Genomic DNA, 17,770 nt, shown 5'->3' with positions numbered 1-17,770 from the left:
ATTTTTCTGCCTACACTTGAGTTAATCATGTATCAAAAAAAAGTCTTATATCAGGTCATGTAAATTGATTTTTTACTGCTTGTGAGAAATGCGGGCAAAGCAATATTGTTTATCGTTGAGATGCCAAATAGGTTGGAGGGCACGGCATTGCCGTGCCCCTACGTTGTATATATTGGCGCGGATAAAAATTATCGATTAAAATAAACACACATTACTAATAACTGTATGTAAAAATCAATGCCCTACAATCCACAAATACACCACCGCCATTCTATTCGCTTAAAAGGGTACGATTACACCCAACCTGGTGCATATTTCATCACCATTTGCACCAAAGCGCGGCAATGTTTATTTGGTAATGTGGTTAAGGGCGAAATGCAATTAAATTCTTTCGGTCATATTGCCTTCAACTGCTGGCAAACAATACCCGATCATTTTCTCCACATTGAATTAGATACCTTTGTAGTCATGCCTAACCATCTACACGGCATTTTAATCATCACCAACAAACCCGTAGGGGCACAACATTGTTGTGCCCTCAATCAAAATCTTGACCGCAATACAGAAAAATTCGGTAAACCTGTACATGGTTCTATTTCTACAATTATTCGCAGCTATAAAGGCGTTGTCAGCAAACGCATTAATATAATTTGGCAGACCAAAGGACAATCAATCTGGCAACGCAATTTTTATGAACACATTGGAAGAGAGCAAAAATCTGTAGATAACATCCGAGAATATATTTTATATAATCCCCTACATTGGGCAGATGATCTAGAAAATCCGCAACATAATTCTGATGAGCGAGATTTCCTTTTTGATATCCCTTTTTGATTTAAAACCCTGTGTTATGTCATAAGTATCAATCGCGTTGGTTAGCAATCAATCCCAAACATGGCTTTGAATTCGGTACTTATGCTCAGAACCGCAACATCCGAGATTCAAGGGTAATTTATTTTAGTTTCAGATATAAACTTTGAGGCGTTGCTAAATTCAGCTATTGTGGAAAGTAGTAATAACTTCTGGGAAAGTACCAAATACTTTCCTTAAAGCGGTTTCCATTCAGATGCGGTACAAGATTATATTGTTAGGTGTAGGGACACGGCAGTGCCGTGCCCTTACGGGTGTACCTCACGTAAACGAGAACCACTATAATGCAGTAAAGTTGACTTTGCAGATAGTTTGGCTGCCACAGAATGTATCGGAAATGGGGCTTTAGACTATTAATTGGATTCTTCGGGTTATGGCTACTCCTGGATCTAGGTTCCCACATGGGAGTCGAGATTTGTTGGTTTCAGGAAGTCGGCTATCTCCAAGTTTTTCTTTTGAGAGTGGTGACTCGTGGTGCTTTGTGGGTAGTCGTGGCTGGGGTAACTGCTGCCTATCTACTGCTAAATCTGGCAATAGCACAACGGCTAAAATATTCCCAGTCTTTGAAGATTGAAGAAGTCAGGCGTGAGGAAGCAGAACTCACGAGTGAATTAACAAATTTTCTCAGTCCTAATTATCCAAAACGCAACGAAACCCCGATACTTCCGCCACAACGCTTTAAAAAGTTGAGATTGCGCGGGTTATTACCCCTAACTATGACACTGAGCTTGTTGATCGGGTTGATACTGGCTCATTATGGTCAAATTGCTCTTTCTTACTGGCATTCTCCAATTAATCAGGGTATTTTACCCGTTCCTGCCCTATTTCGGCCAGAGACAATCTGGCAACTCTTGAGGCAAATTGTCTCTCAAGTCTGGTATCTCGGTTTAATTGGGGGAGTAGCGATCGCAATCTTAATCTATCCCCAATTTTTATTAACTGCGATCGCAGTTTTATTCAGTCCCATTTTTGCATTCATCCTATTCCAACACTGGCCAAAGGTGCTGCAATATTTCCACCCTACCCCTTTCAACAGCACTGACCCTTTATTTGGTCGAGATATCAGCTTTTACATATTTTCCTTACCCCTTTGGGAATTGCTAGAACTCTGGCTGATGGGATTATGTTTGTATGGTTTCGTCGCCGTTACCCTTACTTATCTTTTGTCAGCAGACAGTTTGAGTCAGGGGATTTTTCCTGGTTTTTCGTCGCAGCAGCAGCGTCATTTATTCGGTATGGGTGGCTTGTTGATGTTGGTAGTGGCTTTGAGTTATTGGCAAAGTCGCTATGAACTCGTGTATTCTAGCCGTGGTGTCAGTTATGGTGCTAGCTATACAGATGTGACAGCCCAGTTGCCAGCTTACACTTTCTTGTGCGTTGTGGCTGGAGCGATCGCCTTTTACCTACTTTGGCGAACGTTTTTCTGGAAACCTAAATCTCAGCATCGTCCCTTAGTATTTTACAGTTTGGGGATTTATCTACTACTAGTTGTAGCAGCTGACGTTGTTCTACCTACTGTGGTGGAATATTTAATTGTCCAACCTAATGAGTTGCAACGAGAGCAACCCTACATTCAACGTACTATCGCCTTGACTCGCCAAGCATTCGATTTAGAAGCAATCGATGCCAAAGGCTTCAACCCTCAAGGAACACTGACTGAAGCTGATATTCAAAAAAATGACTTGACAATTCGGAATATTCGCCTTTGGGATCAACGACCACTATTAGAAACTAACCGTCAACTGCAACAAATTCGACCATATTATCGCTTCCCCGATGCCGATATCGATCGATATACTCTGAAAACAGATGTAAGTTCACGCCAACCATCAGCGCCCCAAAAGCCAGAAGCAATTGAAGCAACAGAACGGCGGCAAGTACTGATTGCTGCGCGAGAATTAGACTACAATGCTGTACCACAGGAAGCTCAAACATGGGTTAACCGTCATTTAATTTATACTCACGGTTTCGGGTTTACTGTTAGCCCAGTTAATACAGTTGGCCCAGGTGGACTACCAGAATATTTTGTCAAAGATATTAGTGGTGATAGTAGCGCTCTCACAACTTCTAGTGCAGCCATTCGTGAAAGTATTCCCATTGGACAACCTCGAATTTATTACGGTGAAATTACTAATGCTTATGTAATGACTGGCACAAAAGTTAGGGAACTAGATTACCCCAGTGGTAGTGATAATGTTTACAACTCTTATGATGGTCTAGGTGGTGTTGAAATCGGTTCAGCATGGCGACGCTGGTTATTTGCCATGCATTTGAAAGATTGGCAGATGGTGCTGACGCAGGATTTTTTGCCAGAGACAAAATTGCTACTGCGGCGAAATGTCAAGCAAAGAATTGAAGCGATCGCACCTTTTTTGAAATTTGACAGCGATCCCTATTTAGTTGCTGCTGCTGCTAATCAAGATTTCCCCAATAATCCCAGTTATCTTTACTGGATTGTTGATGCCTACACGACGAGCGATCGCTATCCTTACTCAGACACTGGTAGCGATGGGATCAACTACATTCGCAATTCTGTCAAAGTAGTGGTTGATGCCTACAACGGTAGTGTTAACTTTTATATTGCCGATCCAAACGATCCGATAATTGCCACTTGGTCAGGGATATTTCCTCAAATGTTTCAACCACTCAGTACAATGCCTGTTAATCTCCGCAGTCATACCCGGTATCCAGTGGACTTTTTCAAAATTCAATCTGAGCGGTTGATGACCTACCACATGACCGATCCCCAGGTATTTTACAATCGGGAAGACCAGTGGCAGATTCCTAATGAAATCTATGGCAGTGAACCCCGTCCTGTAGAGCCGTACTATTTGATTACTAGTCTACCCACTGCACCTGTTTTTGGCGCAGCCTCTCGTAGAGAAGAATTTATTCTGCTTCTGCCCTATACTCCCAAACAACGGACTAATTTAATCGCTTGGTTAGCGGCGCGATCGGATGGTGTTAATTACGGTAAGTTATTGTTATATACTTTTCCTAAAGAAAGACTCGTCTATGGGCCAGAGCAAATCGAAGCGCGGATTAACCAAGACCCTGTAATTTCTCAGCAAATTTCCCTGTGGAATCGCCAGGGATCGAAAGCCATTCAAGGCAATCTATTAGTAATTCCTATTGAGCAATCGCTGCTGTATGTCGAGCCAATCTATTTAGAAGCCGCACAGAATAGCTTACCAACCTTGGTGCGGGTAGTAGTGGCTTACGAAAACCGGATTGTTATGGCCCAAACCTTAGAACAAGCCTTACAGGGGATTTTTAAACCAGAAGTTACACCAGCCCCGACAATTATCCGTCCCTTTGAAGAGGCAGCCCCGCGTGGTTAAGGGATTCTAAAACACATAGTAGGCAACAGGGAGCGATCGCCATTAACAAAATTTATTGCAACAGACATAGTTTAATGGTTCAACATAATGTGATAGACACTAAAAGTTAATGGACATGCTACAAAATAACCAACTAGAGATCCGCCACATTAGTCCGAAAGTGAGGCAGTTGATTAAAACGTACGCCGATGTTAATAACTGTACGCAGTCTGAGATGTTGGAACGGATTATTTTGGAGTGGAATGCCCAACAAAGCGAGAGCGAAAGACCGCCTGGAGACGAAGATGAATAGTTTCCTACTACAATTTTGAGTCTATTTATAGCGAAAGCCTTTCATTAATTTCACTCTCTAGTTCAAGAAAAATTTTCCAGAGATTGGGTCTTGTTTGAGGGATTGAATAAAATCTCTCAAAGTCATCATACTACCCGTTAAGGTGAACTTAGGGGTACCATTTTGAGCGACGATTCTCACTTCCCCCTCTTGAATCTGAATCTTATTTTTAATGCTATCCCATAGAATATTGAAGCTCTCATCATCCTTGCAACCATTGGCTTCAAGGAATCTTTGGCGGACTTCTGTTTTTAGTGCGAGTGCTTCTGCTGCTTGAGTTCGGGCCTCAAAGTGCTTAATTACATCTTCATAAGCACTCTCTTTTAGAGTTTTGTTTTCAGCCTGAACTTGCTCTAGTTGAGTTTTTGTGGCTTGCAGTTGCGACGCTAAAGCAGATGATTTTTGGTATTCAAGTTTTAAGGCTTGCTTTGCATTAGCTAACAAGGTTTTATAATCTAGCTGATCGTCATTTTTTTCGGATTGCATTTTTATCTCTCGATCAACAGATTTTAGATTAGAAACTCTCGCCAGTTATACGATAAAAACTGGCGAGAGCTTAGTAAATATTATGTGGATTATCTAAGTATTAGTTAGTTCACCAATAATGGTGATTCAGAGGTAGGATTTTCCTGGATACTACTCAAACAAGAACTAATGTGCGAACGGATAGCTCGCTCATAAACACTAGTCTGCTGAGTGCGTACCCCTACAGCCTGATATGTTAAGTTAATTTCTGGGAATTCAGACCAATACATTAAAAAAATGTCTTTAGCTGGAGTAACAATTTCATAATTATTCTCTTGTCTTTTTTTTCTGAGTTTACAATTATTTAGTTGTAACTTTTGTCTGAATAGTTTTTCAAATTCTGGAATTAAATCTGAACTAGTTTTCATGTGTTATACACGTTAAAACGTGTTAAGGATGCAAAGACTATCTGATGATATTACTAAGTATGACACTTCAGATACCTCTTACAATATAGTGTATCAGTTATCGAGTCTTTGAGAATTTGAGTTTACTTTTCTGTTCTCACGCTCAAAAAAGAGAGCTAATTCCCGCTTAACTGGGGACTGGGGACTGTGAAAATAGTTAGCAGAGACACCTTAATAATTGCACTACGAAATCATCTTTGGGTTATAGCCTTATAAGGTATTCAGTACCTACAGGCTACAACCCGGGCCTTCAACACCCTCTGCAAAACAGATTAATTCTAAGTAATCTGGATTTTCCACGAACTTTTTAGCGGCCAGTAATCCGGCAATGCTCCAAGTTTGATTGATTCTGGCTTCTTTACCAATTAAACGACCATTGTTGCCATCGTAGTATTCCGGGAATTTATCCTTAAATAAACGCTTTTCGGCGATCGCGATCGCTGCTTGAGCAAGTTCTGTTCTACCTACTTTCTGTGCCGCAGCCACAAATAACCACAGTAAAACTGGCCAGTTACCACCGTTGTGATAAGACCAAGCACTATTTTTAGAGTCGCATCCTGTAACAATTCTCCACTCTAAACCTTCCAAAGCGGGAAAGCAGATTTTAACGGGCATATAGCCGATCAAGTCTTGCCAGCGTTGGGAAAATAAATTCATAATGCTTTGAGATTCACCTTCACTTGCTAAGGAAGCTAAGATTGCCATTAGATTTCCCAAGGCAAAAAAGCGAAAATCGATCCGTCCCGGCCCCAGATTTCCCGCTAAATATCCTCCAGTTTCGGGCAACCACTCGGTTAACCAAGTGGGGATTGATTCTGAGTGGATATTGAATTTATTAACAATTTCTTTACCAAATTCGTTACCCTTATAACGATAGATTTCCCCCAATCGCTTTAGGTCTAGCCAATAATAGTTGCGGATATGATATTTCAAAGATCCCAATCGCCTATTGACTTTGCCAAAGTAGCTATCATCTCCATCTGGTAAAAGCAATTCACTAGCTGCCCTCAGAGAAGCGTAGAACAACGCTTGAATTTCTAGAGGATGTTCGTAGACTCCCATCCGACGGTCAATCATAAACGCGCCATCGGGAACTAACATGGTTGGGTACATGGAAAACCGATGTACTAGGCAAAGATCCAAAATTAGTTTGATTCCAGCTTGAAAATCTGGCTGACGGGCTAGGGACAAATCGCCTGTAGCCTTTTCATAAGCCCGTAGCAAGAGAATCCACCACATACACGAATCAATTGGGGGAACACGAGCGATCGCCTGCTCACCAAAATCAGCAACCAAAAATTCCTCATTCCCATTAAAATGTACTTTGAAACTTGCAGGCATCAAACCTGCTCCTGCTTCAAAGCAGTCCATCTGCTTTTCATGACTTTGTAATTTAAGTGTTTCTACTAAGAAGTTGCGGACAATCTCTGCTTTACCATGCATCAGAAACACTAAGGCAGAAGGCACAAAATCACGCAGAAAGCACTGGTCATAATTGAGTGCATCTAACTCTGGATCGTGGGCGGCTACAGTCCCAATGGGTTTTCCCTGGTAATAGATTATAGATTTTTCAAGCAATTCCCAAGCTTCTGCTTCAAATTGACTATTCTTATCGATCGCGCTAGTCATGGGCGTTTAATTCCACTAATAGTTATGTTTCGGCTCAATTGTGGAAAGTACGCTAGCCTTACCTCAAGCTGACCAGTTTTCCCGGAAGTCCGCATACAGACTCAATCCACCATCTACAAATAGGGTTTGTCCGGTGATGTAGGCGGCTTCATTTGAAGCTAAAAAAGCTACTACGCCTGCCATCTCTTCAGAGGAACCAGCCCGTCTCATCGGGATGTGACTTTCCACCATCGCCTTTTTTTCAGGGTTATCTATCCAGTCTTGATTTATTGGTGTAATTGTTGCTCCGGGCGCAATGGCGTTGACACGAATACCTTGGCTTGCATATTCCAATGCTAAGGTTTTGGTGAGGTTTTCCATACCGCCTTTGCTAATGGAATAGCTAACAAACATTGGTCGAGGAATAATTTCGTGAACGCTGGAAATATTAATAATCACCCCCGAACGATTTAGAGATAGGAGGTGTTTAATAGTTTCACGGGAACAGAGATAAGCACCCCGGAGATTGACTGCAATTACCCAATCAAAGTCTGCTGTCGTAACTTCATGGGATGGGCTTTCTATTTGAATACCAGCATTGTTAACTAGAATATCTAAACTGCCAAATTCCTTTACTACGGTGTTGACCATCTCAACGATGTCTGATTCTTGGGAGACATCTCCCTGAACCAGCAGTGACTTCACACCACAATTTTCGATATTTTCGCAGGCTTTTTCCAATGCTATCTTTTCTGTGTCTACCGCCGCTTCCCGGTCTGAGCGGTAATTGATGGCGATGTTGCACCCTTCTTGAGCGAGTCTGATAGCGATCGCCTGACCGATACCTGAAGTTGCACCTGTAACTAAAGCGTTCTTTCCCTTTAACCCTATCATATTTCCTAATCTTGCTTGAATTTGAACTCAGTTAAACAATTTTTAATTTTAGATTTTAGATTATTTAAAGAATAATCTAAAATTACTGCTGTCAACCCCTAATAGAGGTAATTTAAATTTAAAAATATGAATTTCTAAAATCAATTCTAAAAAATTAGGCTACAGATCCAAGCGATGGAAACTCAACTTGAATCTGATGCCTTATTGTGTTCAAAAATCAAATAGTAATCCTATAGTAGTCTGATTCAACTTAGTTTGATGCGTAGGCGTAGCCCGTCGGAGACATCGCTTGTAGCTTAAAGTTAAGACAATCAAGCAATCCAGAATATAAGACTTAAGCAAAACTATACGTGGTAGAGAAAATTAATTAATTGCCTTAAAAATAAAATCAGGGTTTTGACTCTTGTTTCTCTAAGTCATGTAATATATATTATGCGTATACTTATTAAGCACGAGTGATATTTAAGACTAAGAATCAATCATATTAGAACAACGGTACTAAATTTAAAAATACTAACTATATATACGACTAAGTAGGTAGGCGTAATTAAATATAAGATCAAACCTCACCCTCAGTCCCTCTCCTTAGTAAGGCTACGGTGTACACACAAGTCTTTGAGAGTGGCCTCATAGGCTTTTGATCCCCCCAACCCCCCGATAAATTGGGGGGCAAAAGTCTCTTAAAGTCCCCCAATTTATCGGGGGATTTAGGGGTATCTCCAACAATTTTGGGTTTGTACAAAGATGGGTGTACACCGTAGCCTTAGTAAGGAGAGGGAAGCCGGAGGCAGAGTGAGGTTTTATATTTAACGTTTACTTAGTATTTGATTTTTGAAATCCACGTAGGGTGTGTTACGGAAGCCGTAACACACCCTACAGATACTTATATTTTTTCAATAATCAAATATTATTCCTATATAGGTAAATTGAGTTTGACTCTCAACTATTTGCCATAAAATTTAATGAATAGGTAGTTACAATTTACTGTGTACAACTTTGACAACTGTCCACAATAATGTTGCATGTCTCAAGCTCATGGTAATATTATTTTACTGTCATGAGATATTATTTTATACATTAAATTTCTACCATGCTGAAAGAGCTAGTTAGGTGTGCTACCTCCACAAACAAAAAACTATTCAACCCACTGAAAAAATTACCAAAAGTCCTACTATGCAAAGCATAGAGCTTTTGTAAATCTGCTGAGATGAAGATACAAAGGAGCTAACCAAGCCCTTTTTTAGAAATTATGACAGCCATAAATAAGGCATACAAATGTCTTATTTATGGTCAAAAATTAAGCAAGAGTAAATAGAAAAGTGTTGATCCAATATCAATCGTTTTTTGTATATGTAAAAGTATCAAAAAGCCCAATTTATATTGTCTCTCAAACACTAATACTGTGTGTTTCCTTTAGAGATTTATTCTTTCTGTACTTAGTGATCTATATACACAGCCTTTTTCAGGTAAATGAAGTACACAGGTAGGGACACAGCAGTGCTATGCCCTAAAGATCCTCTGTACCTTACTAAGTTCCAATCTGCTGTAAAACCTATTTCATTGGTAAAAAGCTTAAGCAGATGTTGACCAAATCAGACAAACACTTAAATTGAACAAACAATCTAGCACTCCTAAATCAATCCTGATTTAGTAACGATTTGATTATTGACAACATAAGCAAAAGTAACAGGAAAAACATGAAGATCATTGTTCGTCTGTTTGGTGCGATCGTTCTCCAAGTATCTGCATTGCTTGCAATGTCTAGCATGGCCATGTCTGAGGACAAACCCCTGCATATCAATACCCAAGAGACTCCCGCTGTTACTCAACAGAAAACAACACAGAGGATTTGCTCTTTAGATCCCATTGAAGATTTATTACCTCCACTACAAACTAAGGCCAACGATCCTTTGCTTTCTTACCTTGCAGAACAGGGTTTTACACAAAATCAAGAGGGTTCTTGGGTCTGTTATGCGAACGATCCGAAAAAAGAAGGGCGTTACTTTACTCTATTCAAGGTTAAACAAGTTGATAACAGACTCATCGCCAGTTCTTTTCTAGATGAGGGCAGTCTGATCGAGGGGCAGGAAAATCGGAGCTTGGACTTCTTTATGATGCTAATTGAGCATCATCTGAATACTAGTCAACAGAACCATCAAGGTATACGTCGATATTTAGAAGCCTTCATTTCCTTAGTAAAGGAAGGGAAGATCAAACCCACACGTCGTGGGTTTCTCTTCGACCAACCAAACCGGGCATTGGTCTTGTATCACACACTCTCATCAGGAAATCTCAAAGGTACAGGAATCACGATCAATATTTATTTGCCTAAGAGTTGAATTAGGTATTGACGACTGGGGAGAAGAAGCAAAGCCCAATCCTCAATGCTCAATTAAATTGGTGTCGTTTAATGGAGGTGCATTTTGCCTAAATCAATTTTTCAAAGAATTGCGATGTCGAAGGCAGTTCGTTTTGCAACCGTTGCATTCTCATCTGTTGCAGTGGTACTCACTACATGTCAGTCTGCTTTTGCACAGCTCAATATTGGACGCTATGGTATCCAACAAGGACTAGAGTCTGAGTATCTCCAGTACCAAATCAATAACCAGAACTTGAGCCAAATGCGAGTCATTCCTGGATGTGATGTGGGATTTGGTCTAACCTGTAATAAAACTGGAGCGGTAATTCAACGGTTAGTCGAGTTGAACGGCGGGAGTAGTTATGAAAACCTCCTGATCCGAGCAGCCGGTGGGGAGAAAAACTTCCAGAATTTCGCTAGCTTTTACGGTAACAATCCTAATCTCTCTGCGGTTCCTTACGCCTCTTTTTGGAAAAATGAATCTCCCGCTATCATGGATAGCTCTCAATACCTTCTTGGGCAAAGTGTTGGTCGCAATCCAGTAGAAGGACTCGGACTTGCAACCAACCAGTTTTACTGGGCACCATACTCAGGAGTCAATAACTCGGTCAGCCTTCGTAATGGATTACTAGACTTAAAGTTCTCATACGGACGATTGTTGTTTGAGGAAGCCTCAAAAATTCCCAACATTCAGGAACAGATTCAATCTTTAGGTCTGTCGCCAGAGATGACGAATTTTTATGTAGATAAAATCTCTACAGGCTTGAATGCATTGAATTCTGGGGATCAGAACCAACTCGAAAAGAGGATTTTTGAACTACTATCCTATCCATACTCCGAAGATGGTGGGGAATTTGGACGACCCAACAACGGGATTCCACAGGAATTTAATCAGCTTTTGGGAGAAGATGCACCAGGAAATATCTTGGTGAGTGATAGTCCAGCACCGTTGGATGGAGAAACAATAGCCCTTGATATCCCTGGTACTGAGGGAGAGGTTGTCGTACCAGACAGTCCTGATTCTTTTCCACTCTGGCCAATAATTGCAGGTGGGGGTCTTGCTTTAATTCTGCTTCTATTACTCAATGGCGATCATTCTTCTGCTCAAGCATCTGTTTCTTCACCTCAACCATCTATTGTTCCAGGAACTACACCTTTGTCTCTCACGAATAAAGGCGAATGTGATTTGACTCCTGGTGGTAATGGTTCTGATAGTACACAGATCATTGAGATTCCATGTAATGTTACTCCTAAACCCCCAACAGAAGTAAAGAAGGTAGTGGAGCCATCAATGATTAAAGCGCTTGTATTGCTAATCGTTCTACTATGCATAGTCCGTTACAAACACAGAACTCTAAAAATCCGTAACTCGTAATTACTTAGAACTTATAAGTAGGTAGGCGTAATTAAATATAAGATAAAACCTCACCCTCAATCCCTCTCCGATACTTTGGAGAGGGAAGCCGGAGGCAGGGTGAGGTTTGATATTTAATTTGACCCACTTACTTATAGGAATCATATTTGATTTTTGAACAAAATTAGGTATTGTAGGGCGTGTTAGAACGGAGTTCGTAACGCACCAAAACCTCGATAATGGTGCGTTACGGAAGCCGTAACAGACCCTACATATACTTAGATTTTTTCAAAAAAAATCGAATGGGATTGCTATACAACTTCTGTATGAAGTTGCGCCTATAAGACTGATGTAAAACTACAGACTGTAGGGGTAATTCATGAATTGCCCCTACGATGGAATGTTTTTTTACTGGAAATCCCTAAGCATATCCTTTAACTATATTCATCCCAAGCGACGGGAAAGGAATAATCTGAAAATGCCGATAAATCATGATTTTCGCTGCGGGTTTCTTCATCCAGAACTTTGACAACTTTGTTATAGATATCTTGTGCTTGTTGTGGGGAATCACCGATACTGGTTAATCCCAACTTGCCAAACTGCGAAAGGCAACCCATCAGATGAAACACTGTGCCTGTTTCTGTACCACTGTCAAAGTGCAGTCTATGGTGAGCGATGATATCCATCAAATCATTAGGCAATAATCCCTGATAACGCTCTTTTTGAAGATTATCGGTGGCAATGTAATATTTAGGACGACCTTGCTGACTATAAAATAAGCCTGTGGAAAGGTCATAGCGACCGTTCGTTAATAATTTCAGAGTCATGAATGGATGAGTTGTACCACCTTTACGCAGGTTAATTTCGATCGCCTGAATATCCCAGTCACCGTTACCCTTATCAACAGCGATAAAATCTACGCCAAATCGCTCTAAAGTACCTTTCTCTGCTAGCTTTCTGCCAACTTGTAGCCCCAATTGCTGTAATTGCAATCGATATCTTTCATCGGCGGGAAAGCGACAACCAAGATAAATTTGACCGTCAGGGCCTCCGAGAATTTGGTCGTGAGTTGAAAGGATTTCCACTTCGCCGGTGGGTGTTATCCTTCCTTGGACGCTGGGCGATCGCTTAATTTCCCCTTCCACAAATGCTTCGACAATTGCCCCTAATTCCGGGATTCTTCCTGAAAAATTATCCCAAGTCTCTTGTTGTGCTTGAAAGCGCATTGTTAAGAAGCGATCGCTAATTGCTGCTACCCTTTGAGCATGAGTATCTTTTTCCGGTGCTAAATTCTCAATCGGACTAAGATCCAACAATGCATTCCCCTCTCCCGAAATGCCTTCGTTGAGTTTCACCACTACCCGTTTTAATGTCGGTTGTCGTTCCCACAAATCACTGGTAGCTTCTGCCAAATCTGTGTGGTTCCAAATCTTTTCGCTACCGTCTGGATGCGGTACTTTGCTTTCCTTGAAGATTTGCCGACTGCCACTTTTTGTTCCCCAAATCTGTAAATCTGGTGCAGCAGCATACAGTGGGACACCTAATTTTACAGACAATTCGCCTTCCCACTGCGAAGAGTTGTAGCAGATCATAAACGATTTGTCCAGCCTCAAAGCTTGATGAATCCGCTTTAGCAGGCGGGGGCGTTCTAAAATCTTTTGGCTCAGAGGCTTAAGGGAGGAATCGTAAGTGGAAAGTAGCAGCAAGCGATTGCGGGCATGAGAAAAGGGAATCCCTGGCAACAGTTGCAGATAATAATCAATGATACTAGGATGCAACGGTACTGATGTTACATAAATCAGCCGAGTTTGGGGATTCTGCAACCGAATTAAGGAAAATAGTAATCTTTCTTCATAATGTTCGCAGCCTTCGATCTTTTGGAGTTCGCGCTGGTCGATACTTAAAGAGGGAATAATTAAAATATCCGCTTCACTATTGTCAAATGACTCGCTCGTTTTCCAGCGATCGCTTAGGGTTAATTGTAACTGGTGAAACTTGTCAGCCTGTTCTAACTCCGAAATATTTAGTGTTGCCATAACCCCTGCCCTCTAACGATCACAATTTAGCGCACCATGCAGGCTTTTAGTCTATTAGTTTAGGGACAGATATTCAAGTACTTTTGTCAGGAATTTAGTTTGTCAAAAGACACTTATACAGATATTAACCTAAACAAATATTAACATTAGCTAAGATGCATATCACAAAATTGATTATTTTGCAATTAAAAATTGAGGAAGTAGAATTCAGCTATTTTCCTGTAGTGAAAATAGCTGAATTCTTTATTTGACATGAATGATTTATAGACTAATTCAGTAACTCTCATTTATTGAATTTTTTATGTCTTAAGGTTGAGCAGATTTTAAGTTACTTTACCTCTGGAGAACGATAAAATACAACAAGGCAATGGTTAACTTAAAAGTAGATGCAAAAGATAAACTCTTCATCAGATTAGAGCCGTATAGTTGTTTTTCGAGGTCAGGTGTGACGATAAAGAATGTAACCCACGCATAATTGCTAGAAATAAGTTCCTTTGGTAATAGCATTTTGTGTATAAACTCTTAAAATTGCCAATTGCTATCAAAAGCCGAAGTAAAAAATAAGCCTTGGGTTGAATTTTTTATCCAAGTTTAGTTTTAAAAATGGGGATTTGGGGGAGATAAAGTGTAAGCAATCTCAATGTCAAATTCTCAATGCCAAATCCAATTACCAAGGTAAAAACTATGGCTAAGTCAAAAGAGAAAAAAGAGCAAAAATTACAACCACCACAGCAGCAAGAAGCACCAGGTGTTGAATCAGAAATGACACCAAAACCCAAAGCAGATGATGTCCGGTATCAAGGTAGTGATAAGTTAAAAGATAAAGTAGCATTAATTACTGGTGCTGATAGTGGTATTGGTCGTGCTGTAGCGATCGCATTTGCTAAAGAAGGTGCAGATGTGGCCATCCTTTACCTCAACGAACATGATGATGCCAAAGAAACAAAACATTTGGTAGAAAAACAAGGTCGTCGTGCAATAACCATTGCAGGTGATATTGGCGATGAAACTTTTTGTCATCAAGCTATACAACAAACAGTTGGCGAATTGGGCAAACTTGATATTCTCATCAACAACGCCGCCGAACAACATCCCAAAGAAAGTATCGAGGAAATCACCAAAGAACAATTAGAGCGAACTTTCCGCACTAATATATTCTCAATGTTTTTCATGACTAAAGCTGCACTGAAGCATTTGCAAGCAGGCAGTTCTATCATTAATACCACCTCAGTAACAGCTTATAAAGGTAGCCCACAACTACTAGATTATTCCTCGACAAAAGGTGCTATTGTTGCCTTTACTCGCTCCTTATCACAAAATTTAGTGTCAAAAGGAATTCGCGTTAATGCTGTTGCACCAGGGCCAATCTGGACACCTTTGATTCCATCAACTTTTCCTAAAGAAAAAGTTGAAACTTTTGGTAAACAAGTACCAATGCAACGAGCCGGACAACCAGAAGAAGTCGCACCTAGCTATGTATTTTTAGCTTCTGATGATGCTTCTTATGTTTCTGGACAAGTATTACATATTAATGGCGGAGAAGTTGTCAATGGGTAGGTGAAAAAGTAAGGAGTCATTCAATTTTGGATTTTGGATTTTGGATTTTGGATTTTGGATTTTAGATTTTTCTTTCAATCCAAAATTCAAAATCTAAAATGGCTAGACTTTGGATTTATCGTAAATAAAAGGGTTTAAGACCCCAACCATAAAGGTAGCCCCAGTTTCAGTCGGGGTTCAAATCCCCCGGAGTTGCTCCTCTACAGCGCTTCTCTGCGAGACGCTTTGCGAACGCGCATCTTGCGGCGGGAGAGACGCTATGCGAACGTCTGAAATTGTCTAAAATGTTTGAATTTTTAATTTTGAATTGTTAAAAGTCTTTGCTTCTTGACTCCTAACTCTATCTTGATGGTCTTCCATTGGAGGGATGATTCAAAATGAAAATATTGATAATGTATCTAAAGAGCGTACATTTAAGAAATAATAACTAAGTCTATGGCATCTTCAACACCACTTCAGGGCACAGAACTAGTAGATTGTGCTAGAGCAAATGCCAAGCAAGGAATTGAAACTGCTGCTTATCAATGTGGCTATGGTCAAGACCTGAACAAATTTGCCCGAGAACTCAGACAAGCTTGTGAAGATATGAATTTACAAGTAAAAGAACTCAGTGGATTAATTACTGACCAAGACTTGATACTGGAATTAGGCAGTGGCGAAATTGTTGCTCCATTAACAGAATCAGAATTGTAAAAGTTAGTTATTTTTCATTTGTAGTTTCTTATTCACCAATGACTCTTTTTATAACTTTAAAATTACCCGCGCTAAATTGAAGTAAATCAAAACGCCTACCACATCAACTGCTGTAGCGATCAATGCTGCTGACATTAAGTCCGGATCTAAACAGAGGTAGCGGAATAGAAACGGCAATGCTGAACCGGAGATAGAGGCCAAGATAGAAATATCTACCAGACTAGTGCCTAGAGCGATCGCTACTTCTAATCGTCCTTGCAGCAAGTAAGCCCAGACAGTAGCGCTTGTACCTAACATAGCTTTTGATCATGCTCCTGCGATCGCTTCCCGGCCAATTACCTACAATGCGCCAAGCGATCGGATTTCATCGGTGTTCATCCCACGAATCACCACAGTAGAAGATTGAGTACCCATATTACCACCAGTACCAGTCAATAAAGGGATAAACGCCGTCAATGTCACCACTTATTACCAAAATATAAATATTCTCTTGCAACTTAATAATAGTTCGTGTAAGGGTATTGGTTATATAAAACTAGTATTTAATTTTTGAAATCTTACGTAGGGGAGCCAGTCGCGTGGGCGGGTTTCCCGACTTGAGCGAACTGGCGTTGCGTTAGCAAGGAGAGTACGGTTCCAAGGTTATGGTGCGTTACGATGTTCCGTCTAATATGCCCTACAGATACTTATATTTTTTCAATAATCATTAAAAAATAATTAATAAAAATCTGAAACGACATGTTTAAGTTGATACACAACACGATTATTTTGTACAGTGTGTAAGCCCTTGACTTTGGTAAGTTAACAAAAAAATAACCAAAACTTTAATCTTAGCTTTAAGAAAGTATCAAACAATATAAATATATAAACAAAGTTCCACAAAATAGATAGACATAACATGGATTATGGTGTCAAATATTAAATTAATTAACCCTAGAGCAATTTGCCGAAGGAGACGTATAAAACTCTACCATCCAATACTTAAATATATATTCTGCAATTAGGTGTTGCTTTGCCTTAACTTTATGTATCTGCATAACAGTGAGATTAGAAGTTCTAGAGAAAGGTGATTTATATTTATTTAAATTCACCAAACCGAATTTACATGCATCGAAAACTCAGAATTTTGTCGAAATAAGACAAATATTCATAAGGACTAATACGCCCTTAAGGTAATCTCTAAAAAGTAATCTCTAGTGTTTTTTGTAATACACATTTATTCTGTATACCTGCTTTTCATGAATATGTAGTTAGGTATATCACTTCATACTGCTTTATTTCAAAGTTGATACAAATAAACAGCATACCAAGAAAGAATTTGTATTAGCAATTGAGTGAAATAATACAGGGCGTTATTAAATTTTAAATATTAAATATATTAATAAGCAAGCAATGATTTTCTGATCAATATATTTAAGCTAAAATCATCCCGATTTTTTTTAAACAATTCAACATAAAACTAATTCATAAGAATTAACGATGAATTAGTTTTAGACTATTCTGAGGCATATATCTCAATGAATGATTCACAGGATCTTAATCAGCAGTCGTCAGCATCGGCGAGTGTAATAGGTACTCCATCATCATCTCTGCAAAGCATTGATTCAACACTATTTAATAATGCTCGGTCTAGCGCCAGCGCAGTCTCTCAGGGAGATGGACTCAAAGCCGAGTACTACGATAACATCGACTTTTCCAAACTGAAGGTAACTCGCACAGATCCGACAGTAAACTTCAACTGGGACTATGGTTCTCCAGATCCTACCGTAGGTGTGGATACCTTCTCAGCCCGTTG

13 protein-coding genes and 1 pseudogene are annotated in these 17,770 nt (G+C 39.9%); 8 read left to right on the top strand and 6 right to left on the bottom strand.

The window, feature by feature from the left end; all coding sequences use genetic code 11:
• Window positions 1–237: 237 nt before the first annotated feature.
• From V7K38_RS05440 to V7K38_RS05430, 3 genes are all read left to right on the top strand, one after another.
• Complete coding sequence (locus V7K38_RS05440; RefSeq protein WP_334856055.1) at window positions 238–834, top strand: transposase; 597 nt, start codon at window positions 238–240, stop codon at window positions 832–834.
• 362 nt (window positions 835–1,196) lie between these two features.
• A complete protein-coding gene (locus tag V7K38_RS05435) occupies window positions 1,197–4,211 on the top strand; it encodes a UPF0182 family protein (protein WP_334856054.1) in 3,015 nt (1,004 codons plus the stop codon).
• A 109-nt stretch (window positions 4,212–4,320) separates the two neighbouring features.
• Window positions 4,321–4,503 (top strand): hypothetical protein, encoded by a 183-nt coding sequence (locus V7K38_RS05430; protein ID WP_334856052.1) that lies wholly within the window; start codon window positions 4,321–4,323, stop codon window positions 4,501–4,503.
• Window positions 4,504–4,560: 57 nt separating this feature from the next.
• On the opposite strand, the gene V7K38_RS05425 is transcribed toward V7K38_RS05430, so the two are convergent.
• The 4 genes from V7K38_RS05425 to V7K38_RS05410 all read right to left on the bottom strand — a co-directional run bounded on the left by V7K38_RS05425 (window position 4,561) and on the right by V7K38_RS05410 (window position 7,976).
• Window positions 4,561–5,028, bottom strand: a complete 468-nt coding sequence (locus V7K38_RS05425) for a hypothetical protein (protein ID WP_334856050.1) — start codon at window positions 5,026–5,028, stop codon at window positions 4,561–4,563.
• 104 nt (window positions 5,029–5,132) lie between these two features.
• Window positions 5,133–5,435, bottom strand: coding sequence for a hypothetical protein (locus tag V7K38_RS05420; protein ID WP_334856048.1), 303 nt, complete (start codon window positions 5,433–5,435; stop codon window positions 5,133–5,135).
• A 267-nt stretch (window positions 5,436–5,702) separates the two neighbouring features.
• Window positions 5,703–7,103, bottom strand: coding sequence for a glycoside hydrolase 100 family protein (locus V7K38_RS05415; protein WP_334856046.1), 1,401 nt, complete (start codon window positions 7,101–7,103; stop codon window positions 5,703–5,705).
• Between the two features lie 63 nt (window positions 7,104–7,166).
• Window positions 7,167–7,976, bottom strand: a complete 810-nt coding sequence (locus V7K38_RS05410) for a glucose 1-dehydrogenase (RefSeq protein WP_334856044.1) — start codon at window positions 7,974–7,976, stop codon at window positions 7,167–7,169.
• Between the two features lie 1,697 nt (window positions 7,977–9,673).
• On the opposite strand from V7K38_RS05410, the gene V7K38_RS05405 reads away from it, so the two are divergent.
• Both V7K38_RS05405 and V7K38_RS05400 read left to right on the top strand, forming a co-directional pair.
• Window positions 9,674–10,315, top strand: coding sequence for a hypothetical protein (locus tag V7K38_RS05405; protein ID WP_334856042.1), 642 nt, complete (start codon window positions 9,674–9,676; stop codon window positions 10,313–10,315).
• Window positions 10,316–10,399: 84 nt separating this feature from the next.
• Entirely contained in the window at window positions 10,400–11,710 is a 1,311-nt protein-coding gene (locus V7K38_RS05400; RefSeq protein ID WP_334856040.1) for a hypothetical protein, read from the top strand.
• Window positions 11,711–12,123: 413 nt separating this feature from the next.
• On the opposite strand, the gene V7K38_RS05395 is transcribed toward V7K38_RS05400, so the two are convergent.
• On the bottom strand, window positions 12,124–13,725 hold the full coding sequence (locus V7K38_RS05395) for a peptide ligase PGM1-related protein (RefSeq protein ID WP_334856038.1): 1,602 nt from the start codon (window positions 13,723–13,725) through the stop codon (window positions 12,124–12,126).
• A 684-nt stretch (window positions 13,726–14,409) separates the two neighbouring features.
• Between V7K38_RS05395 and V7K38_RS05390 the strand changes: the two genes are divergently transcribed.
• Both V7K38_RS05390 and V7K38_RS05385 read left to right on the top strand, forming a co-directional pair.
• Window positions 14,410–15,282 (top strand): SDR family oxidoreductase, encoded by an 873-nt coding sequence (locus tag V7K38_RS05390; RefSeq protein ID WP_334856036.1) that lies wholly within the window; start codon window positions 14,410–14,412, stop codon window positions 15,280–15,282.
• Between the two features lie 435 nt (window positions 15,283–15,717).
• The gene (locus tag V7K38_RS05385; RefSeq protein WP_334856034.1) at window positions 15,718–15,975 is read left to right on the top strand and encodes a hypothetical protein; all 258 of its coding nucleotides are present in this window, start codon (window positions 15,718–15,720) and stop codon (window positions 15,973–15,975) included.
• A 48-nt stretch (window positions 15,976–16,023) separates the two neighbouring features.
• On the opposite strand, the pseudogene V7K38_RS05380 reads toward V7K38_RS05385, so the two are convergent.
• Window positions 16,024–16,504, bottom strand: a pseudogene (locus V7K38_RS05380) (magnesium transporter); the annotation flags it as partial.
• Window positions 16,505–17,492: 988 nt separating this feature from the next.
• Here V7K38_RS05380 and V7K38_RS05375 point away from each other — a divergent pair.
• On the top strand, window positions 17,493–17,770 hold a 278-nt coding region (locus V7K38_RS05375; protein WP_334856032.1), incomplete at its 3' end, for a PA14 domain-containing protein.

This window comes from Nostoc sp. (assembly GCF_036917465.1).
In the GTDB taxonomy this organism is placed as follows: domain Bacteria; phylum Cyanobacteriota; class Cyanobacteriia; order Cyanobacteriales; family Nostocaceae; genus Nostoc.
The sequence above is the reverse complement of the archived record's forward strand: the minus strand, read 5'-3'. Positions and strand labels throughout refer to the sequence as shown.

Excerpts from the sequence above, each read along its gene's own strand:
- V7K38_RS05440 (WP_334856055.1), top strand. The coding sequence starts at position 238 with ATGCCCTACAATCCACAAATACACCACCGCCATTCTATTCGCTTAAAA.
- V7K38_RS05425 (WP_334856050.1), bottom strand. The coding sequence starts at position 5,028 with ATGCAATCCGAAAAAAATGACGATCAGCTAGATTATAAAACCTTGTTA.
- V7K38_RS05420 (WP_334856048.1), bottom strand. The coding sequence starts at position 5,435 with ATGAAAACTAGTTCAGATTTAATTCCAGAATTTGAAAAACTATTCAGA.
- V7K38_RS05405 (WP_334856042.1), top strand. The coding sequence starts at position 9,674 with ATGAAGATCATTGTTCGTCTGTTTGGTGCGATCGTTCTCCAAGTATCT.
- V7K38_RS05435 (WP_334856054.1), top strand. The coding sequence starts at position 1,197 with ATGTATCGGAAATGGGGCTTTAGACTATTAATTGGATTCTTCGGGTTA.
- V7K38_RS05385 (WP_334856034.1), top strand. The coding sequence starts at position 15,718 with ATGGCATCTTCAACACCACTTCAGGGCACAGAACTAGTAGATTGTGCT.
- V7K38_RS05430 (WP_334856052.1), top strand. The coding sequence starts at position 4,321 with ATGGACATGCTACAAAATAACCAACTAGAGATCCGCCACATTAGTCCG.
- V7K38_RS05410 (WP_334856044.1), bottom strand. The coding sequence starts at position 7,976 with ATGATAGGGTTAAAGGGAAAGAACGCTTTAGTTACAGGTGCAACTTCA.
- V7K38_RS05390 (WP_334856036.1), top strand. The coding sequence starts at position 14,410 with ATGGCTAAGTCAAAAGAGAAAAAAGAGCAAAAATTACAACCACCACAG.
- V7K38_RS05415 (WP_334856046.1), bottom strand. The coding sequence starts at position 7,103 with ATGACTAGCGCGATCGATAAGAATAGTCAATTTGAAGCAGAAGCTTGG.
- V7K38_RS05395 (WP_334856038.1), bottom strand. The coding sequence starts at position 13,725 with ATGGCAACACTAAATATTTCGGAGTTAGAACAGGCTGACAAGTTTCAC.